This window comes from Aromatoleum toluclasticum ATCC 700605, from assembly GCF_000378245.1.
GTDB lineage: Bacteria > Pseudomonadota > Gammaproteobacteria > Burkholderiales > Rhodocyclaceae > Aromatoleum > Aromatoleum toluclasticum.
This window is the reverse complement of record NZ_KB899493.1, coordinates 70,295-96,244: the sequence shown is the minus strand read 5'-3', so window position 1 is coordinate 96,244 and position 25,950 is coordinate 70,295. Positions and strand designations below refer to the sequence as shown.

The 25,950-nt window shown below is 67.3% G+C and carries 29 protein-coding genes and 1 tRNA gene; 16 read left to right on the top strand and 14 right to left on the bottom strand.

Annotated features, from left to right (window positions below; translation table 11 throughout):
* Positions 1-18 precede the first annotated feature (18 nt).
* Positions 19-588 carry a cold shock domain-containing protein gene (locus F464_RS0106000; RefSeq protein WP_018988886.1) on the bottom strand — a complete coding sequence of 190 codons (570 nt, stop codon included), beginning with the start codon at positions 586-588 and terminating at the stop codon, positions 19-21.
* A 110-nt stretch (positions 589-698) separates the two neighbouring features.
* On the opposite strand from F464_RS0106000, the gene F464_RS0105995 reads away from it, so the two are divergent.
* Positions 699-1,130, top strand: a complete 432-nt coding sequence (locus F464_RS0105995; protein ID WP_018988885.1) for a gamma-glutamylcyclotransferase family protein — start codon at positions 699-701, stop codon at positions 1,128-1,130.
* Between the two features lie 30 nt (positions 1,131-1,160).
* Here the strand turns inward: F464_RS0105995 and F464_RS0105990 are convergent, their stop codons facing one another.
* Both F464_RS0105990 and mutL read right to left on the bottom strand, forming a co-directional pair.
* Positions 1,161-2,102, bottom strand: coding sequence for a hypothetical protein (locus F464_RS0105990; RefSeq protein WP_018988884.1), 942 nt, complete (start codon positions 2,100-2,102; stop codon positions 1,161-1,163).
* A 380-nt stretch (positions 2,103-2,482) separates the two neighbouring features.
* Positions 2,483-4,372 carry a DNA mismatch repair endonuclease MutL gene (mutL, locus tag F464_RS0105985; RefSeq protein ID WP_018988883.1) on the bottom strand — a complete coding sequence of 630 codons (1,890 nt, stop codon included), beginning with the start codon at positions 4,370-4,372 and terminating at the stop codon, positions 2,483-2,485.
* 326 nt (positions 4,373-4,698) lie between these two features.
* Here mutL and purN point away from each other — a divergent pair, with 326 nt between their 5' ends.
* Genes purN through F464_RS0105960 form a run of 5 tightly spaced genes read left to right on the top strand, consistent with a single transcriptional unit; the run spans position 4,699 to position 9,746 of the window.
* On the top strand, positions 4,699-5,379 hold the full coding sequence (gene purN, locus F464_RS0105980; RefSeq protein WP_040394608.1) for a phosphoribosylglycinamide formyltransferase: 681 nt from the start codon (positions 4,699-4,701) through the stop codon (positions 5,377-5,379).
* Positions 5,358-6,557 carry a DUF3108 domain-containing protein gene (locus F464_RS0105975; protein ID WP_018988881.1) on the top strand — a complete coding sequence of 400 codons (1,200 nt, stop codon included), beginning with the start codon at positions 5,358-5,360 and terminating at the stop codon, positions 6,555-6,557. The genes purN and F464_RS0105975 overlap by 22 nt, the downstream gene beginning before the upstream one ends.
* 9 nt (positions 6,558-6,566) lie before the next feature.
* The gene (locus F464_RS0105970; protein ID WP_018988880.1) at positions 6,567-7,850 is read left to right on the top strand and encodes an RsmB/NOP family class I SAM-dependent RNA methyltransferase; all 1,284 of its coding nucleotides are present in this window, start codon (positions 6,567-6,569) and stop codon (positions 7,848-7,850) included.
* Complete coding sequence (locus F464_RS0105965) at positions 7,837-8,427, top strand: phospholipase D family nuclease (protein ID WP_018988879.1); 591 nt, start codon at positions 7,837-7,839, stop codon at positions 8,425-8,427. The genes F464_RS0105970 and F464_RS0105965 overlap by 14 nt, the downstream gene beginning before the upstream one ends.
* Entirely contained in the window at positions 8,424-9,746 is a 1,323-nt protein-coding gene (locus tag F464_RS0105960) for a mechanosensitive ion channel family protein (RefSeq protein WP_018988878.1), read from the top strand. The genes F464_RS0105965 and F464_RS0105960 overlap by 4 nt, the downstream gene beginning before the upstream one ends.
* A gap of 15 nt (positions 9,747-9,761) precedes the next feature.
* On the opposite strand, the gene queD is transcribed toward F464_RS0105960, so the two are convergent.
* The gene (gene queD / locus F464_RS0105955) at positions 9,762-10,217 is read right to left on the bottom strand and encodes a 6-carboxytetrahydropterin synthase QueD (protein WP_018988877.1); all 456 of its coding nucleotides are present in this window, start codon (positions 10,215-10,217) and stop codon (positions 9,762-9,764) included.
* Positions 10,218-10,322: 105 nt separating this feature from the next.
* Between queD and F464_RS0105950 the strand changes: the two genes are divergently transcribed.
* Positions 10,323-11,177, top strand: coding sequence for a radical SAM protein (locus tag F464_RS0105950; protein WP_018988876.1), 855 nt, complete (start codon positions 10,323-10,325; stop codon positions 11,175-11,177).
* A gap of 24 nt (positions 11,178-11,201) precedes the next feature.
* On the opposite strand, the gene F464_RS0105945 is transcribed toward F464_RS0105950, so the two are convergent.
* A complete protein-coding gene (locus F464_RS0105945) occupies positions 11,202-11,504 on the bottom strand; it encodes a helix-turn-helix domain-containing protein (protein ID WP_018988875.1) in 303 nt (100 codons plus the stop codon).
* Positions 11,505-11,764: 260 nt separating this feature from the next.
* Between F464_RS0105945 and F464_RS0105940 the strand changes: the two genes are divergently transcribed.
* From F464_RS0105940 to F464_RS0105930, 3 genes are all read left to right on the top strand, one after another.
* Positions 11,765-12,991: an aspartate kinase gene (locus F464_RS0105940; RefSeq protein WP_018988874.1), complete on the top strand. Its 1,227-nt coding sequence runs from the start codon at positions 11,765-11,767 to the stop codon at positions 12,989-12,991.
* 51 nt (positions 12,992-13,042) lie between these two features.
* A tRNA-Ser gene (locus F464_RS0105935) sits at positions 13,043-13,136 on the top strand.
* A gap of 226 nt (positions 13,137-13,362) precedes the next feature.
* Complete coding sequence (locus tag F464_RS0105930; RefSeq protein ID WP_018988873.1) at positions 13,363-13,551, top strand: NF038104 family lipoprotein; 189 nt, start codon at positions 13,363-13,365, stop codon at positions 13,549-13,551.
* Positions 13,552-13,662: 111 nt separating this feature from the next.
* Here F464_RS0105930 and rplS read toward each other — a convergent pair whose 3' ends face one another.
* The 4 genes from rplS to rpsP form a co-directional block, all read right to left on the bottom strand.
* Positions 13,663-14,040, bottom strand: a complete 378-nt coding sequence (gene rplS, locus F464_RS0105925) for a 50S ribosomal protein L19 (protein ID WP_018988872.1) — start codon at positions 14,038-14,040, stop codon at positions 13,663-13,665.
* 82 nt (positions 14,041-14,122) lie between these two features.
* A complete protein-coding gene (trmD, locus tag F464_RS0105920; protein ID WP_018988871.1) occupies positions 14,123-14,911 on the bottom strand; it encodes a tRNA (guanosine(37)-N1)-methyltransferase TrmD in 789 nt (262 codons plus the stop codon).
* A 7-nt stretch (positions 14,912-14,918) separates the two neighbouring features.
* On the bottom strand, positions 14,919-15,425 hold the full coding sequence (gene rimM / locus F464_RS0105915; protein ID WP_018988870.1) for a ribosome maturation factor RimM: 507 nt from the start codon (positions 15,423-15,425) through the stop codon (positions 14,919-14,921).
* Positions 15,426-15,447: 22 nt separating this feature from the next.
* Complete coding sequence (gene rpsP / locus F464_RS0105910) at positions 15,448-15,699, bottom strand: 30S ribosomal protein S16 (protein WP_018988869.1); 252 nt, start codon at positions 15,697-15,699, stop codon at positions 15,448-15,450.
* A 197-nt stretch (positions 15,700-15,896) separates the two neighbouring features.
* On the opposite strand from rpsP, the gene F464_RS0105905 reads away from it, so the two are divergent.
* Positions 15,897-17,423 carry a serine/threonine-protein kinase gene (locus tag F464_RS0105905; protein WP_018988868.1) on the top strand — a complete coding sequence of 509 codons (1,527 nt, stop codon included), beginning with the start codon at positions 15,897-15,899 and terminating at the stop codon, positions 17,421-17,423.
* 18 nt (positions 17,424-17,441) lie between these two features.
* On the opposite strand, the gene F464_RS0105900 is transcribed toward F464_RS0105905, so the two are convergent.
* Positions 17,442-18,653 carry a YihY family inner membrane protein gene (locus F464_RS0105900; RefSeq protein ID WP_018988867.1) on the bottom strand — a complete coding sequence of 404 codons (1,212 nt, stop codon included), beginning with the start codon at positions 18,651-18,653 and terminating at the stop codon, positions 17,442-17,444.
* Positions 18,654-18,731: 78 nt separating this feature from the next.
* Between F464_RS0105900 and wrbA the strand changes: the two genes are divergently transcribed.
* A complete protein-coding gene (wrbA, locus tag F464_RS0105895) occupies positions 18,732-19,334 on the top strand; it encodes an NAD(P)H:quinone oxidoreductase (RefSeq protein WP_018988866.1) in 603 nt (200 codons plus the stop codon).
* Positions 19,331-19,690, top strand: a complete 360-nt coding sequence (locus tag F464_RS0105890) for a DUF2069 domain-containing protein (protein ID WP_018988865.1) — start codon at positions 19,331-19,333, stop codon at positions 19,688-19,690. The genes wrbA and F464_RS0105890 overlap by 4 nt, the downstream gene beginning before the upstream one ends.
* 69 nt (positions 19,691-19,759) lie before the next feature.
* Here F464_RS0105890 and F464_RS0105885 read toward each other — a convergent pair whose 3' ends face one another.
* The 4 genes from F464_RS0105885 to F464_RS0105865 all read right to left on the bottom strand — a co-directional run bounded on the left by F464_RS0105885 (position 19,760) and on the right by F464_RS0105865 (position 23,325).
* Positions 19,760-21,295, bottom strand: a complete 1,536-nt coding sequence (locus F464_RS0105885) for a 2-isopropylmalate synthase (protein ID WP_018988864.1) — start codon at positions 21,293-21,295, stop codon at positions 19,760-19,762.
* Between the two features lie 349 nt (positions 21,296-21,644).
* Positions 21,645-22,382, bottom strand: coding sequence for a cytochrome b/b6 domain-containing protein (locus F464_RS0105875; RefSeq protein ID WP_018988862.1), 738 nt, complete (start codon positions 22,380-22,382; stop codon positions 21,645-21,647).
* Positions 22,379-22,891, bottom strand: a complete 513-nt coding sequence (locus tag F464_RS0105870; RefSeq protein WP_018988861.1) for a diheme cytochrome c — start codon at positions 22,889-22,891, stop codon at positions 22,379-22,381. The genes F464_RS0105875 and F464_RS0105870 overlap by 4 nt, the downstream gene beginning before the upstream one ends.
* 20 nt (positions 22,892-22,911) lie before the next feature.
* Positions 22,912-23,325 (bottom strand): DUF1924 domain-containing protein, encoded by a 414-nt coding sequence (locus F464_RS0105865; protein ID WP_232428843.1) that lies wholly within the window; start codon positions 23,323-23,325, stop codon positions 22,912-22,914.
* Between the two features lie 203 nt (positions 23,326-23,528).
* On the opposite strand from F464_RS0105865, the gene F464_RS0105860 reads away from it, so the two are divergent.
* The 3 genes from F464_RS0105860 to F464_RS0105850 are packed head-to-tail and all read left to right on the top strand — an operon-like array spanning position 23,529 to position 25,896.
* Positions 23,529-23,879: a PepSY domain-containing protein gene (locus F464_RS0105860; RefSeq protein WP_018988859.1), complete on the top strand. Its 351-nt coding sequence runs from the start codon at positions 23,529-23,531 to the stop codon at positions 23,877-23,879.
* The gene (locus tag F464_RS0105855) at positions 23,879-24,541 is read left to right on the top strand and encodes a response regulator transcription factor (protein ID WP_018988858.1); all 663 of its coding nucleotides are present in this window, start codon (positions 23,879-23,881) and stop codon (positions 24,539-24,541) included. The genes F464_RS0105860 and F464_RS0105855 overlap by 1 nt, the downstream gene beginning before the upstream one ends.
* Positions 24,529-25,896: a sensor histidine kinase gene (locus tag F464_RS0105850; protein ID WP_040394552.1), complete on the top strand. Its 1,368-nt coding sequence runs from the start codon at positions 24,529-24,531 to the stop codon at positions 25,894-25,896. The genes F464_RS0105855 and F464_RS0105850 overlap by 13 nt, the downstream gene beginning before the upstream one ends.
* Positions 25,897-25,950 lie beyond the last annotated feature (54 nt).

Here is a 25,950-nt window from a genome sequence, read left to right as displayed (position 1 = left end):
CCGCCACTTCCAACAGCCTTACCTGGCAAAGAACCCCGTACACCACTGCTGCTCGCACGGCACCCCGTCGTTGTTCCCGTCCATCTTCACGCCGGGACAGTTTTTCAGGAAGAACGTCGCCTCGGCGCACGAGCTCATCTGGGAGCAGTGCGTTCGTCCATCGCAGCGGAAGGACTCGGTCGGCGCGTCTGTCGTCGGATTGGCGCTTTCGCCCGAGGAACCGAAGCTGGCCCGGGTCTGCGCGAAGCGCGGGTAGATATCGGTGTAGGCGTAGGCCGCCAGCGCGCCGACGATCACCAGTTTGACGATGGACGAGAAGGGGCTCCGCCTCGCGGCAGGGCGGGTGGACGACGGCCGGCGGATGGGCGCTGTCCGCGCCAGACCCGGGCGGACGATGTTGGTCGCGCGCTTCTTCCCCTCCTTGTCGAATCCGATCTCGAAGGACAGCGCTTCGCCGACTTGCGGGCGGCGGCCGTCGCGGGGGAAGGCGGAGATGTGGGCGAAGACTTCGGGGCCGCCGATTTTCGGGGTGATGAAGCCGAAGCCGCGGTCGTCGTTCCATTTGCCGAGCGTGCCGTCTATGCGCATGGGTGAGGCCGGAATGTCATCGTGATGCGGACATGATACGGGCTGTCGGCATGATCGCGGCCGCTCAGGTCGATAGAATACGACTTTGCGGTCGTTGAGAGTGCGTGGCCATGCAGCATTGCTTTACCTACGGTTCACTGATGTGCGAGGACATCATGTCCGCGGTGAGCCGCGCGCGCTGCCCGTTCGTCCCGGCGTCGCTGGACGGGTATCGGCGGCAGCCCGTGCGCGGGCGGGCGTATCCGGGGATGGTGCCGGCGGCGGGAGGGCGTGTGCAGGGGGGGCTGTACCTCGATCTGCCGGCGCCGGCTTGGCCGCGGCTGGACCGTTTCGAGGGCGAGGAGTACGAGCGCCGGCAGGTCGTCGTGCGGCTGCAGGACGGGCGGATGGAGGCGGCGTGGACCTACGTCTTCCGGCCGGAGTGCGCGGCGGGGCTCGTGGACGGGGAGTGGGATTTCGAGCGCTTCCTGCGCACGGGCAAGGCGCGCTTCACGACGCAGTATGTCGGTTTCGACGCCCTGGAGGGCGACCGTCCGGCGTGACGCTCCCCGGGGCTGCGAGTGCGCCGTGCGCTATCGCTCCATCTGCTGCTCGTTCCTGCCGCGCCGGCCGCGTTCATCTTCCTGCTGCGGCTGTTTGCGTCGTTGCGGCTGCGCGTCGCCTCCCCGGTCCTGCGGTGTGCGCTCGTCCGTGCGCGGGCCGCCCATCTGTCGATCACGCATCTCCCTTTCCCGCATCCGGTGTTCGCGCCCGGGTTCCATCTGGCGCGGATCCATCTGCCGGGGTTCCATCTGCATTGGTTCGGCGCGCCGCTGAACCGGGCCGCCCTGCCGCGATTCCGCTTCGCGAGCCGAACGCGCGCGATCCTGCTCCTGCGTGCGGGGAAGGCGCTCGCGGCGTGCGGCATCGCGTTCATCCCGATCCGGTCCCCGCGTTCTGGGGGGCGCCGGCGGGGGGAGGAATTCGCGCGCTGCGGCGTCGCGCGGCCGATAGCGGTAATGCTGGCCGCTCAGGTCTCGCTGTTCGCGAATGTCGCGCGGATAACGGTCGCCCGAGTACTTTCGTTGATAGATTGGCAACGGTGCGGGCGCCGGCGCGGCGCGGCGGTCCCAGCGGTCCCAGCCGCGGCGGTGTTCCGCCCAGTCGTCGCCCCAGTGCTCGCGCCAGCGCGGCGGACCCTCGTGGCGCCAGCCGCGGAAATAGATCGGCGGGTCGCGGTAGTAGCGGACCGGAACCCGCAGGATGAACACGGGCACGGCCAGCGGTGCAACGAGCGTCCACGGGCCGTTGTACCAGGAGCTCATGTACCAGTCGTCCCCGTAGAACACCCAGTACAGGCCGTCGTAGAAGAAGAAATTCCCGGCCACCCGCGGCGCGTAATACACCGGGTAGCCCGGCACCCGCACGAGTTGGGGGTACACCGGCAGGTTGATGCCGATGCTCACCTGCACCGAGGCCGTCGCCGACGTGATCCCCGCCAGCGTCAGCCACAACACCATCAATAACTTGCGCATGCCTGATTCTCCCTCGGGGTTGCCCCACGTGAGATGCTGTCGATGCCCTTGCTGCCGTCGTATGGACGGGATCCCGAATCGGCCGCGCCGTCCGGCCCCGCGAATGGAATGAACGCCTCGGCGACACGTCTCCCAATCATGCGGACGGGATGAATCGGACGGTCGACGCGCGAGCGCCGTTCACTCGCTCCTGTATCTTTATAGGCCGACGGCTGTCCGCGCGCCATCATTTTCTGCGGCCAACTCCGGCGAAATTGCAACGAAATGCTGGTATGGGCGGGTTCTGCGTGGGACTTGGCGACGACCGGCGATGCCGGACGGAAAATGTCGATGGTATAGCCGGGGCGTCCGCGGAGCGGATGTCCGACCCGTTGGTGCCGCTACTGGCCGCGCATGAAGAAGCGGTCGAGCTCGCTCATCGTCAGCTGCGTCCAGGTCGGGCGGCCGTGGTTGCACTGGTCGGCGCGCTCGGTCGCTTCCATGTCGCGCAGCAGTGCGTTCATCTCGGGCAGCGTCAGGCTGCGGTGCGCGCGCACCGCGCCGTGGCAGGCCATCGTCGCGAGCAGTTCGTTGCGGCGCGCCGTGACGACCTCCGAGGCCGGAAACTCGCGCAATTCCTCCAGCAGCCTGCGCATCAGCTCCGCGACTGGCGCGCTCGCGAGCAGGGCGGGCACGCTGCGCACGGCAAGCTCCTGCGGGCCGGCCGGCGCGACGTCGAAGCCCATGCCGGTGAGCACCTCGGCGCATTCCTCGGCCGCGGCCATGTCCTTCGCGCTTACCGAGAACACCGCCGGGATTAGCAGGCGCTGCACCGAGGGGCGGCCGTCGAGCACGGTCTTGAGCTTTTCGTACAGGATGCGTTCGTGCGCCGCGTGCATGTCGATGAGCACGAGGCCCTTCGCGTTCTGCGCGAGGATATAGATGCCGTGGAGCTGCGCGAGCGCGTAGCCGAGCGGGGCGGAGTCGTCCGCATGTTGCGGCAGTTGGGGCGCCGTCGGCGCAGCGGACCGGCCCGCCGGCGCGGGGAAGGCGGTCGGGCGGAAGCCTTCCGTCGCCGAGGGCTGTGCCGAGGGGGGCGGCGCGGATTCGCGCGCGGTGCCGACGAAATCGAAATAGCTGCGGCTCGCCGACTCCATCGCGAGCCGGCCCTGCACGGGCGGGGCGTCGCGATAGGCGCCGAAGGGTTGCGCGCGCGCGGCCGCAGCTCGGTCGTCCGGCTCCGCGGCGGCCGGCGAGGCCGCGGAGTACGTGGTGGACGCGGCGATCGGCGCATCCCGCATCGCGAGGCCTGCGCCCGACTCGGCGAGCGTGCGCGACAGCGCATGGAACACGAACTGGTGGATCGCGCGCGATTCGCGGAAGCGCACTTCAATCTTGGCCGGGTGGACGTTCACGTCGACGCCCGCCGGGTCGAGTTCGAGGAACAGCACATAGGCCGGATGACGGTTGCCATGCAGGATGTCCGTGTAGGCTTGGCGCACCGCGTGCGTGAGCAGCTTGTCGCGCACGAAGCGGCCGTTCACGAAGAAGTACTGCGCGTCGCGGCTCGCGCGCGAATACGCCGGCAGCGAGGCGAAACCGGACAGGCGCAGCGGGCCCGCATCGGCATCCAGCGGACGGGCCTGCGCGAGGAAATCGTCGCCCATCAGCGCGGCGACGCGTCGTGCATGGTCCGCGGCGGGCAGGCGATGCACGACACGGCCGTTGTGCGCGAGCTGCAGGCCGATGTCGGGGCGCGCCAGCGCGACACGGCGGAACATCTCGTCGCAGTGCGCGTATTCGGTGCCTTCCGACTTCAGGAACTTGCGCCGCGCGGGGGTGTTGTAATACAGGTCCGCGACATCAACGACCGTGCCCGCGCCGAGCGCCGCCGGCGCCACGCTACGCTCGGCGCCCTCGATGCGCCACGCGTGCGCGCTGCCCTCGGCGCGGCTGGTGAGCGTCGTGCGCGCGACCGCCGCGATCGCCGCCAGCGCCTCGCCGCGGAAGCCCATCGTGCCGACGCGCTCGAGGTCGTCGAGGTTCGCGATCTTGCTCGTCGCGTGGCGCTCCAGCGCCAGCGCGAGTTCGTCCTTCGCGATGCCGCAGCCGTCGTCGGCGACGCGGATGCGCCGCACGCCGCCCTGTTCGAGCTGCACGTCGATCGCGCGCGAGCCCGCGTCGACGGCGTTCTCCAGCACCTCCTTGAGCACCGAGGCCGGGCGTTCGACGACCTCGCCGGCGGCGATCTGGTTGATCAGGAGGTCGGACAGCAGGTGGATCGAGGGCATGGGGGCGGGGAGAGGGGGCAGTCCGGTCATTATACGGAGTTGGGTATTTCAATCTTCCAGCGTCTCGCAGCCACCTCGTGGGAGCGGCTTCAGCCGCGAATCAACCGGCTTGGCCTCGCCACGCGCCGATTCGCGGCTGAAGCCGCTCCCACAAGAGGCCCCGCCCGACCGTTCATGCGTTTGCCTTGGCTCGGATTCGGGGTGCGGCCGGCCTTCCGGTATCATTGTCGGGATTTCGTCCCTCGCGGAACAAAGGCCGGCCGCTCCCTGTCCGATTCCCCCTGATGCGCAAGCGCGCGTCCGAACCGAATACCAAGAATACCTTCATGAAGTCCATCGTCATCCTCATTTCCGGTCGCGGCAGCAACATGGAAGCCATCGTGAACGCGCGCATTGCCGGCGCGCGCATCGCCACGGTGATCAGCAACCGCGCCGACGCCAAGGGGCTCGAATTCGCCGCGGCGCACGGCATCCCGACCGCCGTGGTCGACCACAAGGCCTTCCCGTCGCGCGAAGCCTTCGACGCCGCCCTGGCCGAGAGTATCGACGCGCATGGCGCCGATCTCGTCGTGCTCGCGGGCTTCATGCGCGTGCTGACCGACGCTTTCGTACGCCGCTACGACGGGCGCCTGCTGAACATCCACCCCTCGCTGCTGCCGTCCTTCCCCGGCCTGCATACGCACCAGCGGGCGATCGAGGCGGGGGTGCGCGTGCATGGGGCGACGGTGCATTTCGTGACCCCCGAACTCGACTGCGGACCGGTCGTGATCCAGGCGGTCGTGCCGGTGTTGCCCGGCGATGACGAGGGCAGCCTGTCGGCGCGCGTGCTCAGGCAGGAACATCGCATCTACCCGCAGGCGGTGCGCTGGTTCGTCGAGGACCGGCTGACGATCACGGCGCAGGGCCAGGTGCTCGTGCGCGACGAAGCGGTCGATGAGGCCGGGTGGACGATCCCGTCGCTGGATCGCACCCCGGAGGCCGGAGCGTGCGACAGCCAACAATCCTGATCCTCGCCGCGGGCGCTTCGGTGCTCGCGCACGCGCTCGTGCTGAGCTTGCCGGGCTGGCCCGTGCACGGCGGCGCGGAGCCGCCGGTCCTGCATGCGACGCTGGTGATTCCCGAACCGCAGCCGGTGGTGGAGCTCGCCCCGGTCGCGCTGCCTCCGCCTCCGCCCGTCGTGCCGGAAAAGCCCAAGCCGCGGCCCAGGCCGAAGCCTCGTCCCGCACCTGCGGTCGAGGCCCCGCCCGCGGCCCCGCTGACGGCGCCGGCGGCCGGAGAGGGCGGCCAGATCGCCATCGCGGCGCCCGCTGCAGTCGAGGCGCAGCCTGCGGCGGAGGTGCCCCAGGCCGCCGACGCTGCACCCGTTGCCGACGCCGCGCCGGAACTCGTCGCGGCCGCCGACCTCAAGGGCTTCGACATCGCCGGCTGGCCCGAGCGCGGCAGCATCCGCTTCCGCGTGCATCTGGGCGAAAGCGGTTTCGCCGTCGGCGAGGCGCAGCACGAGTGGTCGCATGACGACAAGCGCTATCGCATGTCGGTCGCGGTGCGCACGACCGGCGTCGTCGGCCTGTTCCGATCCTTCCACTATGCCCAGAGCAGCGAGGGCAGCGTCGGGCGCGAAGGCCTGAAGCCGGAGCGCTTCAGCGTCGAGCAGTCGCGCAAGACACCGGCGGGCGCCCAGTTCGACTGGAATGCGCGGAAGGTGACGATGAAGCGCGGCGAAAAGGAGCGCGTCGCGGACCTGCGCCCCGGCGACCAGGACATCCTGAGCCTGTGGCACCAGATCGGCATTGTCGGCGCGGTCAGCGGATCGACCGAGCTGAACGTTATCACCGGACGTGAGGCCACCCCGTCGACGGTCGAGGTCGTCGGTCCCGAGAAACAGTCGCTGCCGATCGGGTTGCTCGATACCGTGCGCGTGCGTGCCGAAGCGCGCAACGGCAGTCTGACGATCGACATCTGGCTCGCGCGCAACTACGGCATGTTGCCGGTGCGCATCCGCGTCGTCGACGACAAGGGCGAGGTGCTCGACCAGCAGGCCGTCGAACTGCGCCTGTCGCCCCCCGGATCGGCCGGAGAGAAACCCGCGGTGGCGGGGGGAGCCGGCGGCGCGGGGGCGGAAGAAGACATGATCGAATTGCGGGCGGAGGACAATGCCTTCGCCCATCCAACCATCGGAAACTGAAGAACAGATATGGCAAGACATGAAGAGGCCGCCTCGCGCGGCCTGCTGATCCACGCCGCCCAGGTCCTTGGCGCGGTGCTCACCTTCGAACATCCGGCCGACGTCGTGCTTTCGCGGCACTTCCGCGAGAACCGCGAGATCGGCCATCGCGACCGCGGCTTCATCGCCGAGGCCGTCTACGGCATCGTGCGGCGCCTGCGCTGGCTGCATCGCCTCGTTGGAGATGACGCGCGCCCGCGCACGCTGCTGCTGGCGTGGCTCGCGCGCGGCGAAGGCTGGCCGATGCGCAACTTCGAGGGCCTCGCGTCGGCGACCGAGCGCGACTGGATCTCGGGCATCAAGGCCAAGGAGCTGGACGAGGGCTCGCTCGCCGAGCGCGCCGACATGCCCGACTGGCTCGCCGAGCGCCTGCTCGCGACGCACGACGAGGCCACGCTGCTCGAACTCGCGCACAGCCTCAACCGCGCCGCGCCGCTGGACCTGCGCGTGAATGTGCTGAAGAGCGACCGCGAGGCCGTGCTCGACGCGTTCAAGGTGAATGGCATTGGCGCCGCCCCCTGTCCGTACTCGCCGCAGGGCATCCGCCTCGCCGCCAAGCCTGCGCTGCAGAAACACCCGCTCTTCCTCGACGGTTCCTTCGAGGTGCAGGACGAAGGCAGCCAGCTGCTCGGCTTCCTCGTGCAGCCCAAGCGCGGCGAACTGGTCGTCGACTTCTGCGCCGGCGCCGGCGGCAAGACGCTGCAACTGGGCGCGCTGATGCGCTCGACCGGGCGCCTGTATGCCTTCGACGTGTCCGAAAAGCGTCTCGCCAAGCTCAAGCCGCGCTTCGCCCGCGCCGGCCTGTCGAACGTTCATCCCGTGCTGATCGCGCACGAGCGCGACGCCAAGGTGAAGCGCCTCGCCGGCAAGGCCGACCGTGTGCTGGTCGACGCGCCGTGCAGCGGCCTCGGCACCCTGCGCCGCAACCCCGACCTCAAGTGGCGCCAGACGCCCGAGTCGGTCGCCGAGATGGTCGCCAAGCAGGGCGCCATCCTCGACTCCGCCGCGCGCCTCGTGAAGCCGGGCGGCCGGCTCGTGTATGCGACCTGCAGTCTGCTCGCCGACGAGAACGACGGCATCGTCGATGCCTTCCTCGCCGCGCATCCCGAGTTCCGCCAGGTGAGCGCGGCCGAAGTGCTCGCCAAACAGGGCATCGCGCTCGACACCGGCGAGCGCCTGCGCCTGACGCCGCGCATGCATGACACCGACGGTTTCTTCGCCGCCGTGCTGGAGCGCGTGGATGCGGGGGCGTGATGCATCGGGGCGGCTGCTCGCAGCGGTCGCCCTCGCGTTCCTTGCAATGGCGCCGCAAGGCGCCGCAGCAAGCCAGCGCCTGCCCGCGCGCGGTTCGGTCGAAGTCGCGTTTTCCCCGGCAGATCGCCCCGAGACGCTGCTCATCGACGTCATCGATGACGCGCGCAAGACGCTGCATGTGCAGGCCTACGCCTTCACGAGCCAGCCGATCGCCCGCGCGCTGATAAACGCGCATCGGCGCGGGGTGCGCGTCGAAGTGCTCGCCGACGCGAAGATGAACAAGCGCGGCAAGGGCAACGTGCTGCCCGATCTCCTGGAGGCCGGCATCCCGGTATCGCTCGAAACGCGCTATGCCGCCGCCCACAACAAGGTCATGATCGCCGACGCCGAAGGGCCGGCCTGTGCGCTGGTCACCGGCTCCTTCAACTTCACCAAATCCGCCGTCAAGCGCAACGCCGAAAACCTCCTCGTGCTGCGCGACAACTGCAACTTGACCGGGATCTACCTGGACAACTGGCGCCGTCACCGCGCCGACGCCACCCGCATCACCCGTCTCCCCTGGAAACCCGGAACGTGAAAGAAGAGATTCGTTTCGCCGCCATGCTCACGGACACCTGGAGCGACCTGCAGAGTCCCTCCATCCTGTGGCAGCTCGGCGCCCTGCTCGGTTGCCTCGCGCTCGCGTGGCTGATCGAACGCGCGATGCTCGAGCGCGTCGCACGTCGCGGTGATCCCGAAACCGCTGCCCAGCGCTTCGGCCGCAGCGGCCTGCGCCGCGTGCTGTTTCCGCTCGCCGCACTGACCTTCGTGTTTGCCGCGCGCGCGGTGCTGGGCAAATACCAGAGCGTGAACCTGCTCAATCTCACGGTGCCGCTGCTGACCTCGTTCGCTGCTATCCGCTTCGTCGTGTTCACGGTGCGGCAGGGCATAGGCCGCTCGAGCTGGCTGGGCAACTTCGAGCGCGTCTTCGCATCGCTCGCGTGGGCCGTGGTCGCGCTGCATATCCTCGGCTGGCTGCCGGAGGTGATCGATGCGCTCGAGAGCGTGTCCTTCAAGGTCGGCAGTCAGAAGCTCTCGCTATGGACGCTGCTGCAGGGCGCCGGCATGGTGATGTTCACGCTGCTGATCGCATTGTGGGCGGCGGGGGCGCTGGAGCGCCGGCTGAGCGCCGCCGCGGGCCTCGATGACAGCATGCGCCTCGTGCTGATGCGGGTCGCCAAGGCGTTGATGATGGTCGTGGCGGTGCTCGTTGCCCTGCCCATGGTCGGCATCGACCTGACGACGTTGTCGGTGTTCGGCGGCGCGCTGGGCGTGGGTCTCGGCTTCGGCCTGCAGAAGATCGCAGCGAACTACGTGTCGGGCTTCATCATCCTGCTCGACCGCTCGCTGCGCATCGGCAACCTGATCTCGGTCGGCACCGAGCGCGGCGTCGTCACGCAGATCAACACCCGCTACACGGTCTTGCGCGCGGCCACCGGCATCGAATCGCTGGTGCCGAACGAGACCCTGATCGGCTCCGTCGTGCAGAACGAAACATACAGCGACACGCGCATCGTCGTGCCGATCAACATCCAGGTGAGCTATGCGACCGATCTGGAGCGCGCGATGCAGATCCTCGTCGACGCCGCGAAAACGCACGAGCGAGTGATTTCGGATCCGGCGCCCAAGGCCTTCGTCGTCGCCTTCGGCGAGAGCGGCATCGACCTGCGCCTGGCGGTATGGATCGCCGATCCGCAGGAGGGCACGCTCGGCGTGATCTCGCACATCAATCTGGAAGTGTGGAAACGCTTCCGTGCCGAGGGCATCGAGATCCCCTACCCGCAGCGGGAAGTGCGCGTCGTGCACAGTGAAGCTGCGCTGACGCAGGCGGTCGCCGCGGCCGCGGCGGACGACTGATCTCCTGCGGCCGCGTCAGAGGCCGGCGTCGCCGCGCACGGCGTCGGCCCAGCAGTTGGGCGTTTCGTACAGGCGCACGCGCTCGAGACGCAGGTGGTTGCCGTAGCTGTCGTGGTAGCGCGGATCGAGGATGCGGAAGGCCTCGCTTGCGAGGTTCTCGGCGGTCGGCACGCAATCGAGTACGACCGTCTTGTGCCCCGGCATCGAGGCGAGGAACTGCATGACCTGCGCATCGCCGCGGAACACCAGGAAGGCGTGGTCCCAGACGTCCACGACATGCGCCTTGGCGATCGTCTTCACCTCGCCGAAGTCCATCACCATGCCATTGACCGGCTGGCCGGCGGCCTCGATGATTCCTCCCGACAAGGTGATCTCGATCGCGTAGCGGTGGCCGTGCAGATGGCGGCACTGGCTGGCATGGTCCGGAATCCGGTGGCCTGCGTCGAATTCCAGGCGGCGGGTGATGCGCATGATTGACCTCGGGAGTGCAGGGCGCGGATTATAGCACCCGTCCCGATCGACCCCTTTCGGGCCTCCTTCCGCCCTTTTTGACCGCGATTCGCGGCACCTTCAGCGATGGCTTCCAGCGACCGGCAACTCACGATCCGCAACCACGACCGCGACCTCGCGGGCCTCACCTACGTCTATCCGGTGCTGTCGCGCCGTGCAGGCGGGGTATCGGTCGGCATCAACCTCAACCCCAATAACGCGTGCAACTGGCATTGCGCCTACTGCCAGGTGCCCGATCTCGTGCGCGGCAGCGCCCCCCCGATCGACCTCGCGCAGCTCGAGGCCGAGCTCGCCGGTTTCCTCGATGCGCTCGTCAACGGCGACTACCTCGAGCGGCATGTGCCCGAGGGGCTGCGCCAGGTCCGCGACATCGCCTTTTCCGGCAACGGCGAACCGACCAGCGCTGCCGAATTCGCCGATGCGATGGCGGTTGCGATACGCCTGCGGGCGCGCTTCGGGTTCGGCACCGAAGTGCCCCTGCGCCTCATCACCAACGGCAGCCTGATGGGGCAGGCGGCCGTGCGCGAAGGCGTGCGTCGCCTGGGCGAGGCGGGCGGGGAAGTATGGTTCAAGCTCGATTCGGGTACGCGGGCAGGCATGCGCCGCATCAACGGCGTGGGCCCCGACCCCGATGCGGTCGCGCGCCGCCTGCAGGCGAGCGCCGAGCGCTGCACGACCTGGGTGCAGACCTGCATGTTCCGCTGGGACGGACAGGCGCCGTCCGAAGCGGACATCGCCGCCTATCTGGCGGTACTGGAAAAGGCCGGCGTCGAACGTCTTGCCGGGGTGCTGCTCTACGGGATCGCGCGCCCCTCGATGCAGCCCGAGGCGCCGCGCCTGTCGCCGCTCACCGAGGCGGAACTCGAGGCGATCGCCGGGCGCATAAAAAAAACGGGGCTGACGGTTCGCGTCAGCCCCTGATGGCCATGTAGTACTCCGCCCGGGTTAGCGCGACGTGCGCTCCTTGCGCTTCGCACGGGCTTCCTTCTTCAGCGTCTTGAACAGTTCCGGGTTCGACGACTTCAGGAACTCGGCAACTTCGACGTCTTCCTTCTTGACCTTGTTGATGTCGATCTGCTCGATGTGAACGAGGCGGAGCAGGGCCTGCACGGGACGCGGAATGTTACGGCCGCTCTCGTATCGCGAGCCCCCACTTTGGGTAACGCCAATCTTCGACCAGAACTGCGACTGGTTCAGGCCGAGCTTGCGGCGGATCTCGCGAACATCAATGGTGTCAGTGCTTTTCATCTCTTGGGCCTCTGCTGTGAAGTCGGTTGTGCTATGAGGATTAGCTGCGCCCGAAGGCGATCATACGACTTAAGTCATATGGTAACCAAAGTATAGATTACTATTCCGGACAAATACAACGGGAAAATCAAAAGTCCTAGGGTTAACCGCAATCCATAAGTGCCCAAGTTGGGCGTGACGGCCAGAGTGACATCGATCTGCAAAGTCCACGGGCTTTCGCTAGAATCACGGGTTTTATCCACGGCTATTTGGATACGACGATGGCACTGATAGTTCAGAAGTACGGCGGCACCTCCGTTGGCAACCCGGAACGCATCAAGAACGTCGCCCGCAAGGTCGCGAAGTTCCAGGCGGCCGGCCATCAGGTGGTGGTGGTGGTGTCCGCGATGAGCGGCGAAACCAACCGCCTGATCGCGCTCACCAAGGAGGTCGCAGCCACTCCCGATCCGCGCGAACTGGACGTCGTCGTGTCGACCGGCGAGCAGGTCACCATCGGCCTGCTGTGCATGGCGCTGCAGGACATCGGCGTCAAGGCGAAGAGCTACACCGGCGGCCAGGTGCGCATCCTCACCGACAGCGCGCATACGAAGGCGCGCATCCTGAATATCGACGAGGCACCGATCAAGAAGGATCTCGACGAAGGCAACATCGTCGTCGTGGCCGGATTCCAGGGTGTGGACGAGCATGGCGCCATCACCACGCTCGGCCGCGGCGGTTCGGATACCACCGGCGTTGCGCTGGCGGCCGCACTCAAGGCGGACGAGTGCCAGATCTACACCGACGTCGACGGCGTCTACACCACTGACCCGCGCGTCGTGCCGGAAGCGCGCAAGCTGGATACCATCACCTTCGAGGAAATGCTCGAGCTAGCCAGCCTCGGCTCCAAGGTGCTGCAGATCCGCTCGGTGGAATTCGCCGGCAAGTACAAGGTCAAGTTGCGCGTCCTGTCCAGCTTCCAGGAGGAAGGCGAGGGCACGCTCATCACTGTCGAGGAAGAACAGAACATGGAACAACCCGTCATCTCCGGTATCGCCTTCAACCGCGACGAAGCCAAGCTCACGGTGCTCGGCGTGCCCGACAAGCCGGGTATCGCCTACCAGATCCTCGGGCCGGTCGCCGATGCCAACATCGAAGTCGACATGATCATCCAGAATGTGAGCAAGGACGGCACGACCGATTTCTCGTTCACCGTCGCCCGCGGCGAACTCGATAAAGCGGTGAAGGTGCTCGAAGCCGTCAAGGAGCACATCGGCGCCCGCTCGATCATGACCGACCGGACCATGGCCAAGGTCTCCATCGTCGGTGTCGGCATGCGTTCGCACGCCGGTGTAGCCTCGCAGATGTTCCGCACGCTCGCGGAAGAGGGGATCAACATCCAGATGATCTCGACGTCCGAAATCAAGATCTCGGTCGCGATCGAGGAGAAGTACCTCGAGCTGGCCGTGCGCGTACTGCACAAGGCTTTCGGTCTCGATGTCGCTGCATAATTAAGTTTGACCAGCTGGCCTGCATTCGCTATGATGGCGGGCTGAAAGGTTGGAGAGTTGGCCGAGAGGTCGAAGGCACTCCCCTGCTAAGGGAGCATACGGGCTAAAACTCGTATCGAGGGTTCGAATCCCTCACTCTCCGCCAGCCTAATAGATAAAGCCCTGATTCGTCAGGGCTTTTTCTTTTCTGGGCGGCAAGGTGCGTGGCCGGACCTTCGGCGCGCGCGTTGGCACGCTCGGGCGGGTACAGGATACCAGTCGGTGAACACGCGGCATTCGTTGCGGGGATAATCTCGGAACGTCGCCCTTGGGGGCGCAATTGCCGCGCGACGAAGCTTGCGCGGCCGCTATCGGAGAGGGATCGGGTGCAAATGAGCGTGAGGAATGCGCTGCTCGCTGTCGCGAGCGCAGCAATGCTGGGCGGATGTGCGGTGGTGGCCGTCGCCGATGCGGCGGTGACGGTGGTGGCGACAACGGTCAAGGTGGGCGCGAAGGTTGTCGGCGCCGGCGTCGATGCCGTGATTCCGGACGACGACGATGAGGATGCGAAGAAGGAGTAGCCGCGTGCGCGGTGCCGCGCTGTGTGCATGGTTTTGCGGTATCGATCGTCGAGGATAAAAAAAACGGGCCCCGCGGGGCCCGTTTCATGTGCTGCTGGCTGAATCGCGCGATCAGTCCTTCTTCGCGGCGGCCTTGTAGTTGAGCTTTTCCTTGATACGTGCGGACTTGCCCGAGCGCTCGCGCAGGTAGTACAGCTTGGCGCGACGCACGTCACCGCGACGCTTGACTTCGATGCTGTCGACCAGCGGGGAGTAGGTCTGGAACGTACGCTCCACGCCTTCGCCCGACGAGATCTTGCGCACGATGAAGTTGGAGTTCAGGCCACGGTTGCGCTTGGCGATCACCACGCCTTCGTAGGCCTGGAGACGCTCGCGCGTGCCTTCCTTGACCTTCACCTGCACCACCACGGTGTCGCCGGGGGCGAACTCGGGGATGGTCTTGTTCAGGCGGGCGATTTCTTCCTGTTCGAGCAGCTGAATCAGGTTCATTGTGCGACTCCTGTCGATTCAATGGCACTTGGCCTTGCGGCAGAGCAGGACATGCCTGATGCGCGCGGTTTGTATTCGGGCTTCAGGCCTGGCCTTCCGCCCCTGCTTGCTCCTGCTTGAATTCACCAAGCAGTGACAATTCTTCCTTGTTCAGTCTGCGCCCTTCCAGCAGGTCGGGGCGCCGGCGCCAGGTCGTGCCCAGCGCCTGCTTCAACCGCCAGCGACGGATCGCGGCGTGATTGCCGGAGAGCAGCACCGCCGGCACCGGCTCGCCTTCGTAGATCTCGGGTCGCGTATAGTGCGGGCAGTCCAGCAGCCCGTCCACGAACGAGTCCTCGATCGCCGATACGGCGTCGTTCAATGCGCCCGGCAGCTGGCGCACGATCGCATCGAGCAGCACCATTGCCGGCAGTTCGCCGCCCGACAGCACGAAGTCGCCGAGCGATATTTCCTCGTCTACGCAGCGCTCGATGAGTCGCTGATCGACGCCCTCGTAGCGTCCGCACAGCAGCGTCAGCGCGGGTAGTTCCTTCAGTTCCAGCACTTTCGCGTGGTCCAGCGGCCGGCCTTGCGGCGACAGGTAGATCACGCGTCCTGCGGCGCCGAGCAGCGCCTGCTGCGCCGCCTTCGCCTGGCTGATCGCCTTTTCCAGCGGCTCGGCCATCATCACCATTCCGGGGCCGCCGCCGTAGGGGCGGTCGTCGACCGTGCGGTGCGGATCGTCCACGAAATCGCGCGGGCTGTGGAACGCGATGTCATAGAGACCGCGATCCAGCGCACGCCGCGTGATGCCGCTGGCGGTCAGCGCCGCGAACATCTCGGGAAACAGGGTGATCACGTCGAAGCGCCTTGCGGCGGTTGGTGCGCTCACCCTGTCTTCACCAATCCCTTTGCCAGTCGACCCGGATCGTCCGGGTCGGCAGGTCCACGTTCAGCACGTAGGCGGCGACGAACGGAATCAACCGCTCCTCGTCTCCGTTGCGAACCTGGAGTACCTCATGGGCGCCGGTGGACATCAGGGCTTCGACCGTGCCGAGCGATTCGCCCGACTGGTTTACGACCGAAAGGCCCACCAGGTCGCCCCAGTAGTATTCGTCATCGTCGGTGCCGGGCATCGCCTCGCGTGGCGCAGCGATGTAGCGGCCCTGCAACGCTTCCGCGCCGCTGCGGTCCGTCACGCCTTCGAACGAGGCGATGAGGCTCGCGCCGTGTTCGCGGAAGCCGGCGAGTTTCATTGGCTGCCACGCCTCTTCGGGGGCTTCCGCCTTGTCGGCGAGCCACCACTGAGGCATTTCGCGCCAGGAGAGCGGGTCGTCCCCGAAGGGGTGTACCTTGACCCAGCCCTTGACACCAAAAGGGGCGACAATGCGCCCCAGTACCATCATGACTGCAAAGATTCAGGCAGGATCAGGCTGCGGCTTTCGCAGCCTGCTTGGCCAGACGCTCGACCGTCGGCGACAGCTGGGCACCGTTCTGCTTCCAGTAGGCCAGACGTTCGGCGTTGATCACGAGACCCTTTTCGGACTCGGCTGCCATCGGGTTGTAGAAGCCAACGCGCTCGATGAAACGGCCGTCGCGGCGATTGCGCGAATCGGCAGCAACGATGTTGTAGAACGGGCGCTTCTTGGCGCCACCACGGGCAAGGCGAATGACGACCATTGGGGTGTCCTGATGAGTAGGTGCGAAAAGCAGGCGATTGTAAGGCAAGCGGCCGCGGGAGACAAGTGCGGATCGGGATTCGTCGCGGAACGGGGTGTGGCGATTGTGCTGCAAGGCCCGTGGGCTGCGGGATTCCGCTCAAGCGAGTGATTCTTGAATAGAATGCGAAGACGTCTCCAAGCGGAAATTTTACCCCGATGCCTGCATCCGATCCGGTCTCCGAACAGTTGGCCCCCGTGCTGGTGTGGCTGGCGAGCGAGCCGGCTGACGATCCGCACGTCGAGCTGAATGCCCTGCGGGGGTATCTGGGCGGGCTGCCCGATCCGGCCGGCGGCGGCGCTCAGCTCGTGGAATGCGTCGACGAATTCGAGGCGCGGGTCCTCGATGTGTGCGGGCGCCTGAAACCGCGCCTTCTCAATGCGGCGTTGCCGCTTTCGCACGAACTGCATGCGGTCGCGGGCGAGCTTGTCGAGGCCTTGCTCGAGGTCGGGGGCAAACTCGGCGAATTGGCGGCGGCGGCGGGTGAGCGCTGGCGTCCGGTGCGCCGCGGTGATCCGATGGCAATGACGGCGCGTGGGCTTGGTCTGGTGCATGAGGCCTTCGTTGTCGCCGCGATGGGCGGTGCGGTCACGCCGCCCGGATTGTGGCTTGCGGCATACGGCATCGTCGCAGCCGGGGGCGGCTTCGCCGCGCTGGTATCGGCGCGGCCCGATACGGCCGCCGCTGATGCCCTGCAAGCGATGAAGCGCCTGCTGGCCTTGGCGGTGCTGCAGCCCGAAAGTCTGACGGCGCGCGAACTGGTGTGGGCGAACGATTACCTCGAAGGCGTTGCGGACGAGGGGGCGCTTTCTCTGGAAGCCCTGCAGCCGGCTGCCTCGTCCTTCTGGATCGATCCCGAGGAGGATCTGCCGCCGATTGCGACGATCCGAAGCGCGGCGCCGGTGGCGGAGGGGCTCGTCCATTTTTCCGCCTTCGGCGTGTCGCGTGCGCTCGCGGGGCCGCTCGACCGGCTCAAGGAGCGCATCGCCGAGGCCGAAGCGGTGGGGCTGGAGCGCGACGGCGAGCTGCTCGAGCCGGATGCGTCCGGATTGCCTGTCGGGCTGACGCCGGTGGAGATGGTCTCGCTGCTCCAACGCATGCGCGACCGGTGGGCGTTGCCGCCGAATCGCGGTCAGTCGCGCCGTGCGTACCGGTATTCGGTTCAGGTGTGTGTCGGCCTGCGCGCGGTCTGGGAGGCCGCGCGGTCCGATGGCGCGACGGAACGCATCTCGGAATGGATGGTGTACAACGAGAGCCCCGGCGGGTATGCGCTGATGTCCGTCGAGGGCGTAACGGGTAGCCTGAGCGCCGGCATGGCGGTTGCGCTGCGCCGGGATGCCGGGCATCCGTGGGCGGTGTGCATCGTGCGCTGGATCCGCAGCGACAGCCCCGGTGAGGTCGAGCTCGGCCTGCAGCTGGTGGCGCAGACCTGCACGCCGGTGACGATTGGCTTTCGCGGTAGCGAGATGCGTTCCACGACGCACGCGCTCATTCTTCCGCCGCTGCCTGCGTTGCGCCGCAGCCAGGCAATCCTGGCGCCGGCGGGAACCTATGCATCGCGCCGCTTCGTGCTGGTGCACGAAGGTGAGCACCTCTATGTGGCGCAGGCACGCGTACTGACTCTCGACATGCAGACGGCGAACGTCGAACTGTTCCAGTACGAGATCGACCCCTACCCGATCTAGCTCCAATCCAGGTCCGTTCTAGGCTTCTTGCGCGGCCAGTGCCGCGATCGAGATATCCGCGGCGCGCAGTGCGTTCTCGATGCGTTCTGCCGTATCGCGCGACAGCTCGTTGCGTCCGGCCTTGCGCCATGCCGGCGGCGACAGCGCGAGCCGGCACAGCACGTCGGCGAGGCCGATGCTGGCGGCGTCGCGGCTGAGCAGCCAGTTGCCTTCGTCGGTGCGTGCCACCCAGCCGGCCTCGCACAATTCGCCGAGCAGGCTTTCGCCTTCGTTGCCATTGAGGCGAGCCGCGCCGACGAGCGGTTCGAATGCCACGGTGCGGCCCTCGGCCTGCGCGCGCGCGAGGGTCGTCAGTACCGTGGTCGCAGCCCAGGCGCGGTCGCCGGCGAAGGGGGCGAGCACGCGCGTGCGCTCGAAGAAGCCGGGCAGCGACGCGCACAGGATCGCCCCGAGCAGGATCACGACCCACGACAGGTAGAGCCACAGCAGGAAGATCGGCACCGTCGCGAAGGTGCCATAGATCAGCGTGTAGGTCGGGATGCGCGCGAGGAAGAGGGCGAAGAGCTGCTGCATCAGGAGGAAGGCCAGCGCCGCAGTGGTGCCGCCGGCGAACGCATGGCTCGGGCGTACCTTGTGGTTGGGCACCGCGAAGTACAGGAAGGTGAACACGACGCACAGCAGCGCTGCGGACGCCAGCGCCGAGAATGCTTCGACGACCCACGAGCCCTTGCCGGCCAGGGCGACGGAGCTGGCGACGAGGTGGCCCGTGGCCAGCGCGCTGGCGCCGAGCGCCACCGGGCCCAGGGTGAGGGTCGACCAGTGCACGGTCAGGCGCGTGAGCAGCGGGCGCGGGCGGCGCACGCCCCAGATCTGGTTGAACACGCGGTCTATCGTCATCAGCAGCATGAGCGCGGTGACGACCAGCGCGCCGGTGCCGATCAGCGTGAGCTTGGCGGCCTTCTGCGAGAACTGGAAGGCGTAGGTCGCGATGATCTTGCCGGCACGGTCGGGCAGCAGGTTTTCCAGCAGGAAGGTCTTCAGCGAAATGCCGAGCTCGGAGAATGCCGGGAAGTTGCTGAAGAGCGCGATGACGACGGTGACGAGGGGCACGAGTGCGAGCAGCGTCGTGAAGGCGAGACTGCCGGCGACCTGCGGGCAGCGGGTGGCAACGAAGCGCTGGGCGACGAGGCGCAGGAAGTCGCGTGCGGGATGCAGGGGCATGACGGACATGCGGTGGATGCGATGGCGGGAGTCAGGGCGATGCCGGAGGGGCGGCTATAATGCCGCAATTCGATCCAGACCGTTCAGATGAAAGAAATTCTCGTACTTTATTACAGCCACCGCGGCTCGGTCCGGGCGCTTGCCGAGCAGATCACACTCGGGATCCATCAGGTGCCGGGCGTGGCCGCGCGGGTGCGGACGGTGCCGAAAGTGTCGACGGTGTGCGAGGCGGTCGAGGACGACATTCCGGCGTCGGGCCCCCCCTACGTCGAGGTGCGCGACCTCGAGGAATGTGTCGGCCTGGCGATCGGGAGCCCGACGCGCTTCGGCAACATGGCTGCGCCGATGAAGTATTTTCTCGACGGACTCGCGGGGCCGTGGGTGAATGGCACTCTGGCGGGCAAGCCGGCGTCGGTGTTCACCTCCACCGCGAGCCAGCACGGCGGGCAGGAATCGACGCTGCTGTCGATGATGATGCCGCTGCTGCACCATGGCATGCTGATCATGGGACTGCCCTACACGGAGCCGGCGCTCAACCGCACGCGCACCGGCGGGACGCCGTACGGCGTGAGCCATGTCGCCGGGGCGGATGGCAATCCCGCGCCGAGTGCGGATGAGATCGAACTCGCGATCGCGCAGGGGCGGCGGCTCGCCGAGATTGCGCTGACGCTTGCGGCGGGGCGGGCATGAGCGCCCGCACCCTGAACCTTGCAGCGACGGTGCTGCTCGTTGCGCTGATCGCGCTGTGCGTGCTGTGGGAAGCGTGGCTCGCGCCGCTGCGGCCGGGCGGCTCGTGGATGATCCTGAAGGCGCTGCCGCTGATGGGCGCCTTCCTCGGGGTGCTGAAGGGGCGGCGTTACACCTACCAGTGGCTGACCATGATGGTGCTGCTGTATCTGGTCGAAGGCGTCGTGCGGGCGATGGACCCCGGGCTCGGTGGCAAGCTCGCGATCGCGGAAGCGGTGCTGGCGGCGCTGCTCTTCGCCTGTGCCGTGTGGTACGCGAGGGTATCGGCGCCCTCGCGGCAGACGAGCGCGCCGGCCTGACCTGACGCGGGGCCGATCGGGTCCCGTGCGGCGCGAACCGCGGGCCGGTTGCCCGTGGTTCGCATCCGGTCAGAGCTGCGGGTTCAGTTTCTCGAACTTGCCGTGCAGCTTGTTGAGCGCGTTGAGGTAGGCCTTCGCCGAGGCGACGATGATGTCCGTATCTGCGCCCTGGCCGTTCACGACCTTGCCGTCCTGCGACAGGCGCACCGTCACTTCACCTTGCGCGTCGGTCCCCGTGGTGATCGCGTTCACCGAGTACAGCAGCAGTTCGGTGCCGCTCTTCGCGACCGCTTCGATGGCCTTGAAGGCCGCGTCGACCGGGCCCGATCCCTGGGCGCTGGTACGGGTTTCCTTGCCGCCGACGGCGATCGTGAGCTCGGCCTGCGGCGTCTCGCCGGTTTCCGAGTGGAAGCGCGACGCGAGCAGGCGGAAGTGCTCATGTTCGGGCGTGACGCCCTCGTCGCTCATCAGCGCGTTGAGGTCTTCGTCGAAGATCTCGTGCTTCTTGTCGGCGAGCTCCTTGAAGCGCGCGAAGGCGTGGTTCAACTGGTCCTCGGACGCGACGACGATGCCGATCTCCTGCAGGCGGCTGCGGAAGGCGTTGCGGCCGGAGTGCTTGCCGAGCACGAGCTTGTTGGCGCCCCAGCCCACGTCTTCGGCGCGCATGATCTCGTAGGTCTCGCGGTGCTTGAGCACGCCGTCCTGGTGGATGCCCGACTCGTGCGAGAAGGCGTTCGCGCCGACGATGGCCTTGTTGGGCTGGACCGGAAAGCCGGTGACGCCCGAGACGAGCTTGGAGGCGGGCACGATCTGCGTCGTGTCGATGCGCGTGTCGCAGGGGAAGACGTCCTGGCGGGTGCGCACGGCCATGACGATCTCCTCGAGCGCGGCGTTGCCGGCGCGCTCGCCGAGGCCGTTGATCGTGCATTCGACCTGACGGGCGCCGGCCAGGACTGCGGCCAGGGAGTTGGCGACCGCGAGGCCGAGGTCGTTGTGGCAATGCACCGACCAGATCACCTTGTCCGAGCCGGGTACGCGCTCGATCAGGGTACGAAGGGTGTTCGCGTACTGCGTCGGCACGTTGTAGCCGACCGTGTCGGGGACGTTGATCGTCTTCGCGCCGGCCTCGATGACTGCGGCGAAGATGCGCACGAGGAAGTCTATCTCCGAGCGGCCCGCGTCCTCGGCCGAAAATTCGATGTCGTCCGTGTATTCCTTCGCCCAGCCGATCGCCTTCACCGCCTGCTCGACGACCTGGTCGGGCGTCATGCGCAGCTTCTTCTCCATGTGGATCGGGCTGGTGGCGATGAAGGTGTGGATGCGGCCGCGGGCCGCCGGGCGGATCGCCTCGCCCGAGCGCCGGATGTCGTTCTCGTTGGCGCGGGCCAGCGCGCACACCGTTGATTCCTTGATCGTCTCGGCAATCGCGCGGACCGATTCGAAGTCGCCGTTCGACGCCGCGGGGAAGCCCGCCTCGATCACGTCGACGCGCATGCGTTCGAGCTGGCGGGCGATGCGCAGCTTCTCTTCCTGCGTCATCGAGGCGCCCGGGCTTTGTTCGCCGTCGCGCAAGGTGGTATCGAAAATGATCAACTGATCTTTCATCGTCGGCTCCTGCGGGGATGTTGGAAAACCGGATATGACGATCGGCCTGCGCTGGGACGCTGGCTGAAGTCGGGCAACACGAGGTGGATGGGTATATTTAGCGCGCGGGGCGCAGCAGCGGGCCGAGCAGCAGGCCCGCCGGGAGAAGGCGTAGCGACGGGAGGAAGTGGTCGCGGGCGGAATTCATGCGTACGACTATAAACCGCGGATTTGGCCGAATGCAAGGACGGAACGGCGCTTCGCCCGATATGGGAGCGATTGTTGCCGGCCATCGGTGACCGCGGGACAGCAAAAGGCCGCCCCGGCAGGATCGCCGCGGCGGCCTCGCAGGGACGGGAGTGATGCCCGCCTAGTCGTCGTGGTGCCGGTCTGACCGTTCGCCGGCAGCCGCGGCCGGTTGCGGCAGCCATGCGTCGGCCGCGCCGCTCTGGTAGGCCCACCAGAAGCCGAGGACCGCGACGAGGAGTGCGGCGCCGACGATCCGGTGCGTGTGGCGGATGCCGTCGGACGGGGCGCCGAGCTTGCTGCCCGTGACCATCGCGCGTACGAGGTTCTCGCGGTGCATCAGGCTGCTGACGACGACCCCGGCGATGTGCACGAAGACGACGGCGAGCATGGTGCTGGCGACCACTTCGTGGAGCTCCTCCAGCCATTCGCCGCCGATGTCCTGATAGACCGCGAAGCCGCTCAGTACGATCAGGGCGCCCAGGCCCAGCATCGCGAAGATCGCGATCGCGCCGGCGGGATTGTGGCCCGGATGGTGCTCGGGCTTGCGGGCGATGAGCGATTTCAAATAGGACGAGAGTTCACGCGGCGAGAAGAGGAAGCTCGCGAAGCGCGCGTAGCGCGTGCCGACGAGTCCCCACAGCACGCGGAACACGATGAGGCCGGCGAAGGTGTAGCCGAGCATTACGTGCAGGTCGCGCAGCCGTTCGGAGTCGGACGTGAGCCACGCGCCGGCGAAACATAGCGCGAGGCTCCAGTGGAAGACGCGCGTCGGGACGTCCCAGACGCGCACCGTGGCAGCAGCGTCGGCGGTCTGCGACGTGCGGCCGCCGGCGGGGGCGGAAGCGAGGCTGGTGCTCATGATCGGGCTCCGTTCTTGGGGATGCGGATATTGCGCTCGCTGTAGTCGCCCTGGCCCGCGTCGCGGTGGCAGGCGGCGCAGTTGGCGGCGCTCTTGACCGCTTCGCTGCGGAAGACGCCCGGTGTGATGCCGTCATGGCCGTCGCGGTGCTCCTTGCGGAACCAGGGGGTGTCGCTGATGCGCAGCTGCGGGTTGCCGTCGCTGCCGGTGGTGTCCCGGCGGCCCGCATTGGCCACGAGGAACTTCGTTATTGTGGCGGCCGTCTCGGCATCGAGGCTGGCGTCCGAGCCAAAGTGCTTGTCGAGGCCGGCCATCATCGCGCGCCACGAATTGGCGCCCAGCAGGGCGGGCGGGAAGGCGATGTGGCAGCTGCCGCATTCGCTGCGATAGACCGGGTGATCGATGTTCATCCGCTTGTTTTCATCGTCGGCCATGGCCGTGGCGGCGGCGCCGGTGGCCAGGGCAAGAGCGAGGGTGCGCAGGGCGCGGGCGGGAAGGCGTGCGTTCATTTCATCATGCTCCTTGCTGGTCAGCGGGGGGAAATCATCAGCCAGGCGACGACGTCGGCTTTTTCGCCGGGCGTGCAGGTGCGGCCCAGCACGTCCTTGCAGTTGCGGCCAAACCATTTCTCGACCGAGCGCGTGCTCGCGAAGCGTTCCGGATTGGCTCCGGGCGCCATCGGCTCGATCGCCTTGCCGGTGCTGGCGTGCTTGCCGCGCACGGTGGGATTCTTCGTATGGCAGGTCGAACAGCTCCATTCGCCACCGTGGGTGTTCGTGAAAAATTTCTCGCCGCGCTCGGCCGATGCGCTGAAGCTCGGCGACGATTGGCGTGCCTCGGTTTCGTAGCGGGCGAGGAAGTCGGCGGGCGTCTCCGCGCTGGCGAATCCGCTGGCGATCAGGGCGGCGGCGCCCAACAGCATCTGCAGGGAGTGGTTTCTCATGTTTGCTCCTGTCGCTGAAGGTGGAACAATGTCTATGGAATCGATCCGCCGGGGCGTTTGCGCCGGCTTCGGAACGTACTTTGCCCGGCCGAGCCTGAACGGAAGGTGAAGGCAGCATTCAGCCGCCGTTCAGGCCGGCGGCTCTAAAACGGGTTCCGAGGTCCGCAACGCGCACGGTGCGCGTGCATTCAGGAGAGATGTCGATGCGCAGGCTGTTCGCTTCGGGAGTCGCGGTGATGGCTCTTGCAAGTCTTTCGATCTGCCCGGTCGCCGCCAGCGACGACGAGCACGATCACGATCGTGCACGTGCCGCGCTCGAACGCGGCGAGGTGCTGCCGCTGCGCACGATTCTCGACAAGGTGGGGCGCGACTATCCGGGAAAAGTCGTGGAAGTCGAACTGGAGCGTGAGCGTGGCCGCTGGATCTACGAGATCCGCCTGTTGCGCGACGGCGGGGCGCTCGTGCGGCTGGATGTCGATGCGCGCGACGGCACCGTGATCGGGGTGAAGTCGCGTGACGCCGCGTCGCGCGCGGATAGGAATGGGAGGCGCTGATGCACATCCTGGTCGTGGAGGACGAGCCGACGCTGGTGGCACAGCTGTCGCAGGCGCTGCGCGAGGCCGGCTACGCGGTTGATAACGCGGTCAATGGCCGCGACGCGTATTTCGTCGGCGAGGTCGAATCGCTCGATGCGGTGGTGCTGGATCTCGGACTGCCGCTGATGGACGGGCTCACCGTGCTGAAGAAGTGGCGGGCTGCCGGACGGACGATGCCGGTGCTGATCCTCACCGCGCGCGACAACTGGCATGAGAAGGTCGCCGGGATCGACGCCGGGGCCGACGACTACCTCACCAAACCCTTCCATATGGAAGAGCTGCTCGCGCGCGTGCGGGCGCTGATCCGCCGCAGCGCCGGGCACGCGAGCGCCGAGCTCGCATGCGGACCTGTGCTGCTCGACACCCGCGGTGGTCGCGTCACGATCGACGGGCAGGCCGTGACGCTGACGAGCCACGAACTGCGCGTGCTGAGCTACCTGATGCACCGCAAGGGGCAGGTCGTCTCGCGCGCCGAACTCACCGAGCATATCTACGCACAGGATTTCGAGCGCGATTCGAATACGATCGAAGTCTTCATCGGACGCCTGCGCAAGAAGCTGCCCGCGGGGCTGATCGAAACGGTGCGCGGCCTGGGGTATCGCCTCGCATGTCCCGAATGAGCGCGCAGGGCTCGCTGCGTGCGCGGCTGCTGGCCGGCAGCCTGGTGTGGATCCTGGCCGCGCTGACTGCGACCGGCTTCGTACTGGCCGACCTGTTTCGCGAACACGTCACGGAGCGATTCGAGGCGGAACTGCGCATCCACCTCGACCAGCTCACCGCGAACGTCGAATTCGGTGCCGACGCCATCCCGCGGCTGCGTGCCGAACTCAGCGACCCGCGCCTGCGCAAGCCCCTGTCCGGACTCTACTGGCAGGTCGATCGTGAGGGGGGCGACGCGGTGCGGGGCGTGTTGCGGTCCCGCTCGTTATGGGACACCACGCTCGACGTGCCTTCCGACGGCCCCGGGGACGGTGAAGTGCATGTGCACGCCGTTTCCGGACCCGATGGCGAGCGGCTGGTGATGATGGAGCGCATCGTCAGGCTGGACGACGGCGCAGCCGTGCCGCTGCGCCTGATCGTCGCGGCCGACGAGCGCGCCATGACGAGCCCGGTGCGCGAGTTCGTCGGTCTTCTCGTCATCGCAATGGGCGTGCTGGCGGCGGGCCTGGTCACCGCGGTCATGCTGCAGGTGTCGATCGGCCTCGCCCCTTTGAAACGCCTGAGCGCGCAGCTCGCTGAAATTCGTGACGGGCGCAGCCGCCGCCTCGAAGGGGCATTCCCGAACGAGGTGCAGCCGCTGGTCGACGAACTCAATGCCGTTCTCTCGCACGATGCGGAAGTGGTTGCGCGCGCGCGGACACAGGCCGGCAACCTCGCGCACGCCATCAAGACGCCGCTCGCCGTGCTCGGCAACGCCGCGATGCGCGAGGAGGGGGCGCTCGCGCGTCTCGTGACCGATCAGGTGGCAACGGCGCAACGGCAGGTCGACTACCACCTCGCACGCGCACGTGCGGCGGCGGCGACGCAGGTGCCGGGGCTGCGCACGGCGCTGCGCCCTGCTGTCGAGGGGCTCGTGCGCGTGATGCAGCGCGTGCACGCGGAACGCAATCTGCGGATCGCGATCGAAGCGATGCCCGACGATGCGGCGTTCCGCGGCGAGGAGCAGGACCTGCAGGAGATGCTCGGCAATCTCATCGACAACGCATGCAAGTGGGCACGACACGCGGTCCGTGTTGCGGCCGTCGTACGCGACGGCGAGGTCGAGATCGTGATCGACGACGACGGTCCCGGTCTTCCGGCAGATGCTCGCGACGCGATGTTCGCCCGTGGCGCGCGTGCCGACGAGGAGGTGCCGGGCTCCGGCCTCGGTCTCGGCATCGTGCGCGACCTCGCCCAGCTCTATGGCGGCCGCATCGAGCTCGGGCAGGCGCCGGATGGTGGCCTACGCGCCTCGCTGATCCTGCCTGCCGCCTGAAATCCCGCGGCAGGGTTCCTTTCGAAACCGTTTTGTTGCTGCGAGAAATGGACC

Excerpts from the sequence above, each read along its gene's own strand:
- F464_RS0105855 (WP_018988858.1), top strand. The coding sequence starts at position 23,879 with ATGCACATCCTGGTCGTGGAGGACGAGCCGACGCTGGTGGCACAGCTG.
- F464_RS0105875 (WP_018988862.1), bottom strand. The coding sequence starts at position 22,382 with ATGAGCACCAGCCTCGCTTCCGCCCCCGCCGGCGGCCGCACGTCGCAG.
- F464_RS0105945 (WP_018988875.1), bottom strand. The coding sequence starts at position 11,504 with ATGAAAAGCACTGACACCATTGATGTTCGCGAGATCCGCCGCAAGCTC.
- F464_RS0105850 (WP_040394552.1), top strand. The coding sequence starts at position 24,529 with ATGTCCCGAATGAGCGCGCAGGGCTCGCTGCGTGCGCGGCTGCTGGCC.
- F464_RS0105885 (WP_018988864.1), bottom strand. The coding sequence starts at position 21,295 with ATGAAAGATCAGTTGATCATTTTCGATACCACCTTGCGCGACGGCGAA.
- F464_RS0105995 (WP_018988885.1), top strand. The coding sequence starts at position 699 with ATGCAGCATTGCTTTACCTACGGTTCACTGATGTGCGAGGACATCATG.
- F464_RS0105965 (WP_018988879.1), top strand. The coding sequence starts at position 7,837 with ATGCGGGGGCGTGATGCATCGGGGCGGCTGCTCGCAGCGGTCGCCCTC.
- rimM (WP_018988870.1), bottom strand. The coding sequence starts at position 15,425 with ATGATGGTACTGGGGCGCATTGTCGCCCCTTTTGGTGTCAAGGGCTGG.
- F464_RS0105905 (WP_018988868.1), top strand. The coding sequence starts at position 15,897 with ATGCCTGCATCCGATCCGGTCTCCGAACAGTTGGCCCCCGTGCTGGTG.
- F464_RS0105930 (WP_018988873.1), top strand. The coding sequence starts at position 13,363 with ATGAGCGTGAGGAATGCGCTGCTCGCTGTCGCGAGCGCAGCAATGCTG.
- queD (WP_018988877.1), bottom strand. The coding sequence starts at position 10,217 with ATGCGCATCACCCGCCGCCTGGAATTCGACGCAGGCCACCGGATTCCG.
- F464_RS0105970 (WP_018988880.1), top strand. The coding sequence starts at position 6,567 with ATGGCAAGACATGAAGAGGCCGCCTCGCGCGGCCTGCTGATCCACGCC.
- F464_RS0105990 (WP_018988884.1), bottom strand. The coding sequence starts at position 2,102 with ATGCGCAAGTTATTGATGGTGTTGTGGCTGACGCTGGCGGGGATCACG.
- F464_RS0105860 (WP_018988859.1), top strand. The coding sequence starts at position 23,529 with ATGCGCAGGCTGTTCGCTTCGGGAGTCGCGGTGATGGCTCTTGCAAGT.
- mutL (WP_018988883.1), bottom strand. The coding sequence starts at position 4,372 with ATGCCCTCGATCCACCTGCTGTCCGACCTCCTGATCAACCAGATCGCC.
- F464_RS0105865 (WP_232428843.1), bottom strand. The coding sequence starts at position 23,325 with ATGAGAAACCACTCCCTGCAGATGCTGTTGGGCGCCGCCGCCCTGATC.
- F464_RS0105900 (WP_018988867.1), bottom strand. The coding sequence starts at position 18,653 with ATGTCCGTCATGCCCCTGCATCCCGCACGCGACTTCCTGCGCCTCGTC.
- purN (WP_040394608.1), top strand. The coding sequence starts at position 4,699 with ATGAAGTCCATCGTCATCCTCATTTCCGGTCGCGGCAGCAACATGGAA.
- F464_RS0105890 (WP_018988865.1), top strand. The coding sequence starts at position 19,331 with ATGAGCGCCCGCACCCTGAACCTTGCAGCGACGGTGCTGCTCGTTGCG.
- F464_RS0106000 (WP_018988886.1), bottom strand. The coding sequence starts at position 588 with ATGCGCATAGACGGCACGCTCGGCAAATGGAACGACGACCGCGGCTTC.
- F464_RS0105870 (WP_018988861.1), bottom strand. The coding sequence starts at position 22,891 with ATGAACGCACGCCTTCCCGCCCGCGCCCTGCGCACCCTCGCTCTTGCC.
- F464_RS0105940 (WP_018988874.1), top strand. The coding sequence starts at position 11,765 with ATGGCACTGATAGTTCAGAAGTACGGCGGCACCTCCGTTGGCAACCCG.
- wrbA (WP_018988866.1), top strand. The coding sequence starts at position 18,732 with ATGAAAGAAATTCTCGTACTTTATTACAGCCACCGCGGCTCGGTCCGG.
- rpsP (WP_018988869.1), bottom strand. The coding sequence starts at position 15,699 with ATGGTCGTCATTCGCCTTGCCCGTGGTGGCGCCAAGAAGCGCCCGTTC.
- F464_RS0105950 (WP_018988876.1), top strand. The coding sequence starts at position 10,323 with ATGGCTTCCAGCGACCGGCAACTCACGATCCGCAACCACGACCGCGAC.
- rplS (WP_018988872.1), bottom strand. The coding sequence starts at position 14,040 with ATGAACCTGATTCAGCTGCTCGAACAGGAAGAAATCGCCCGCCTGAAC.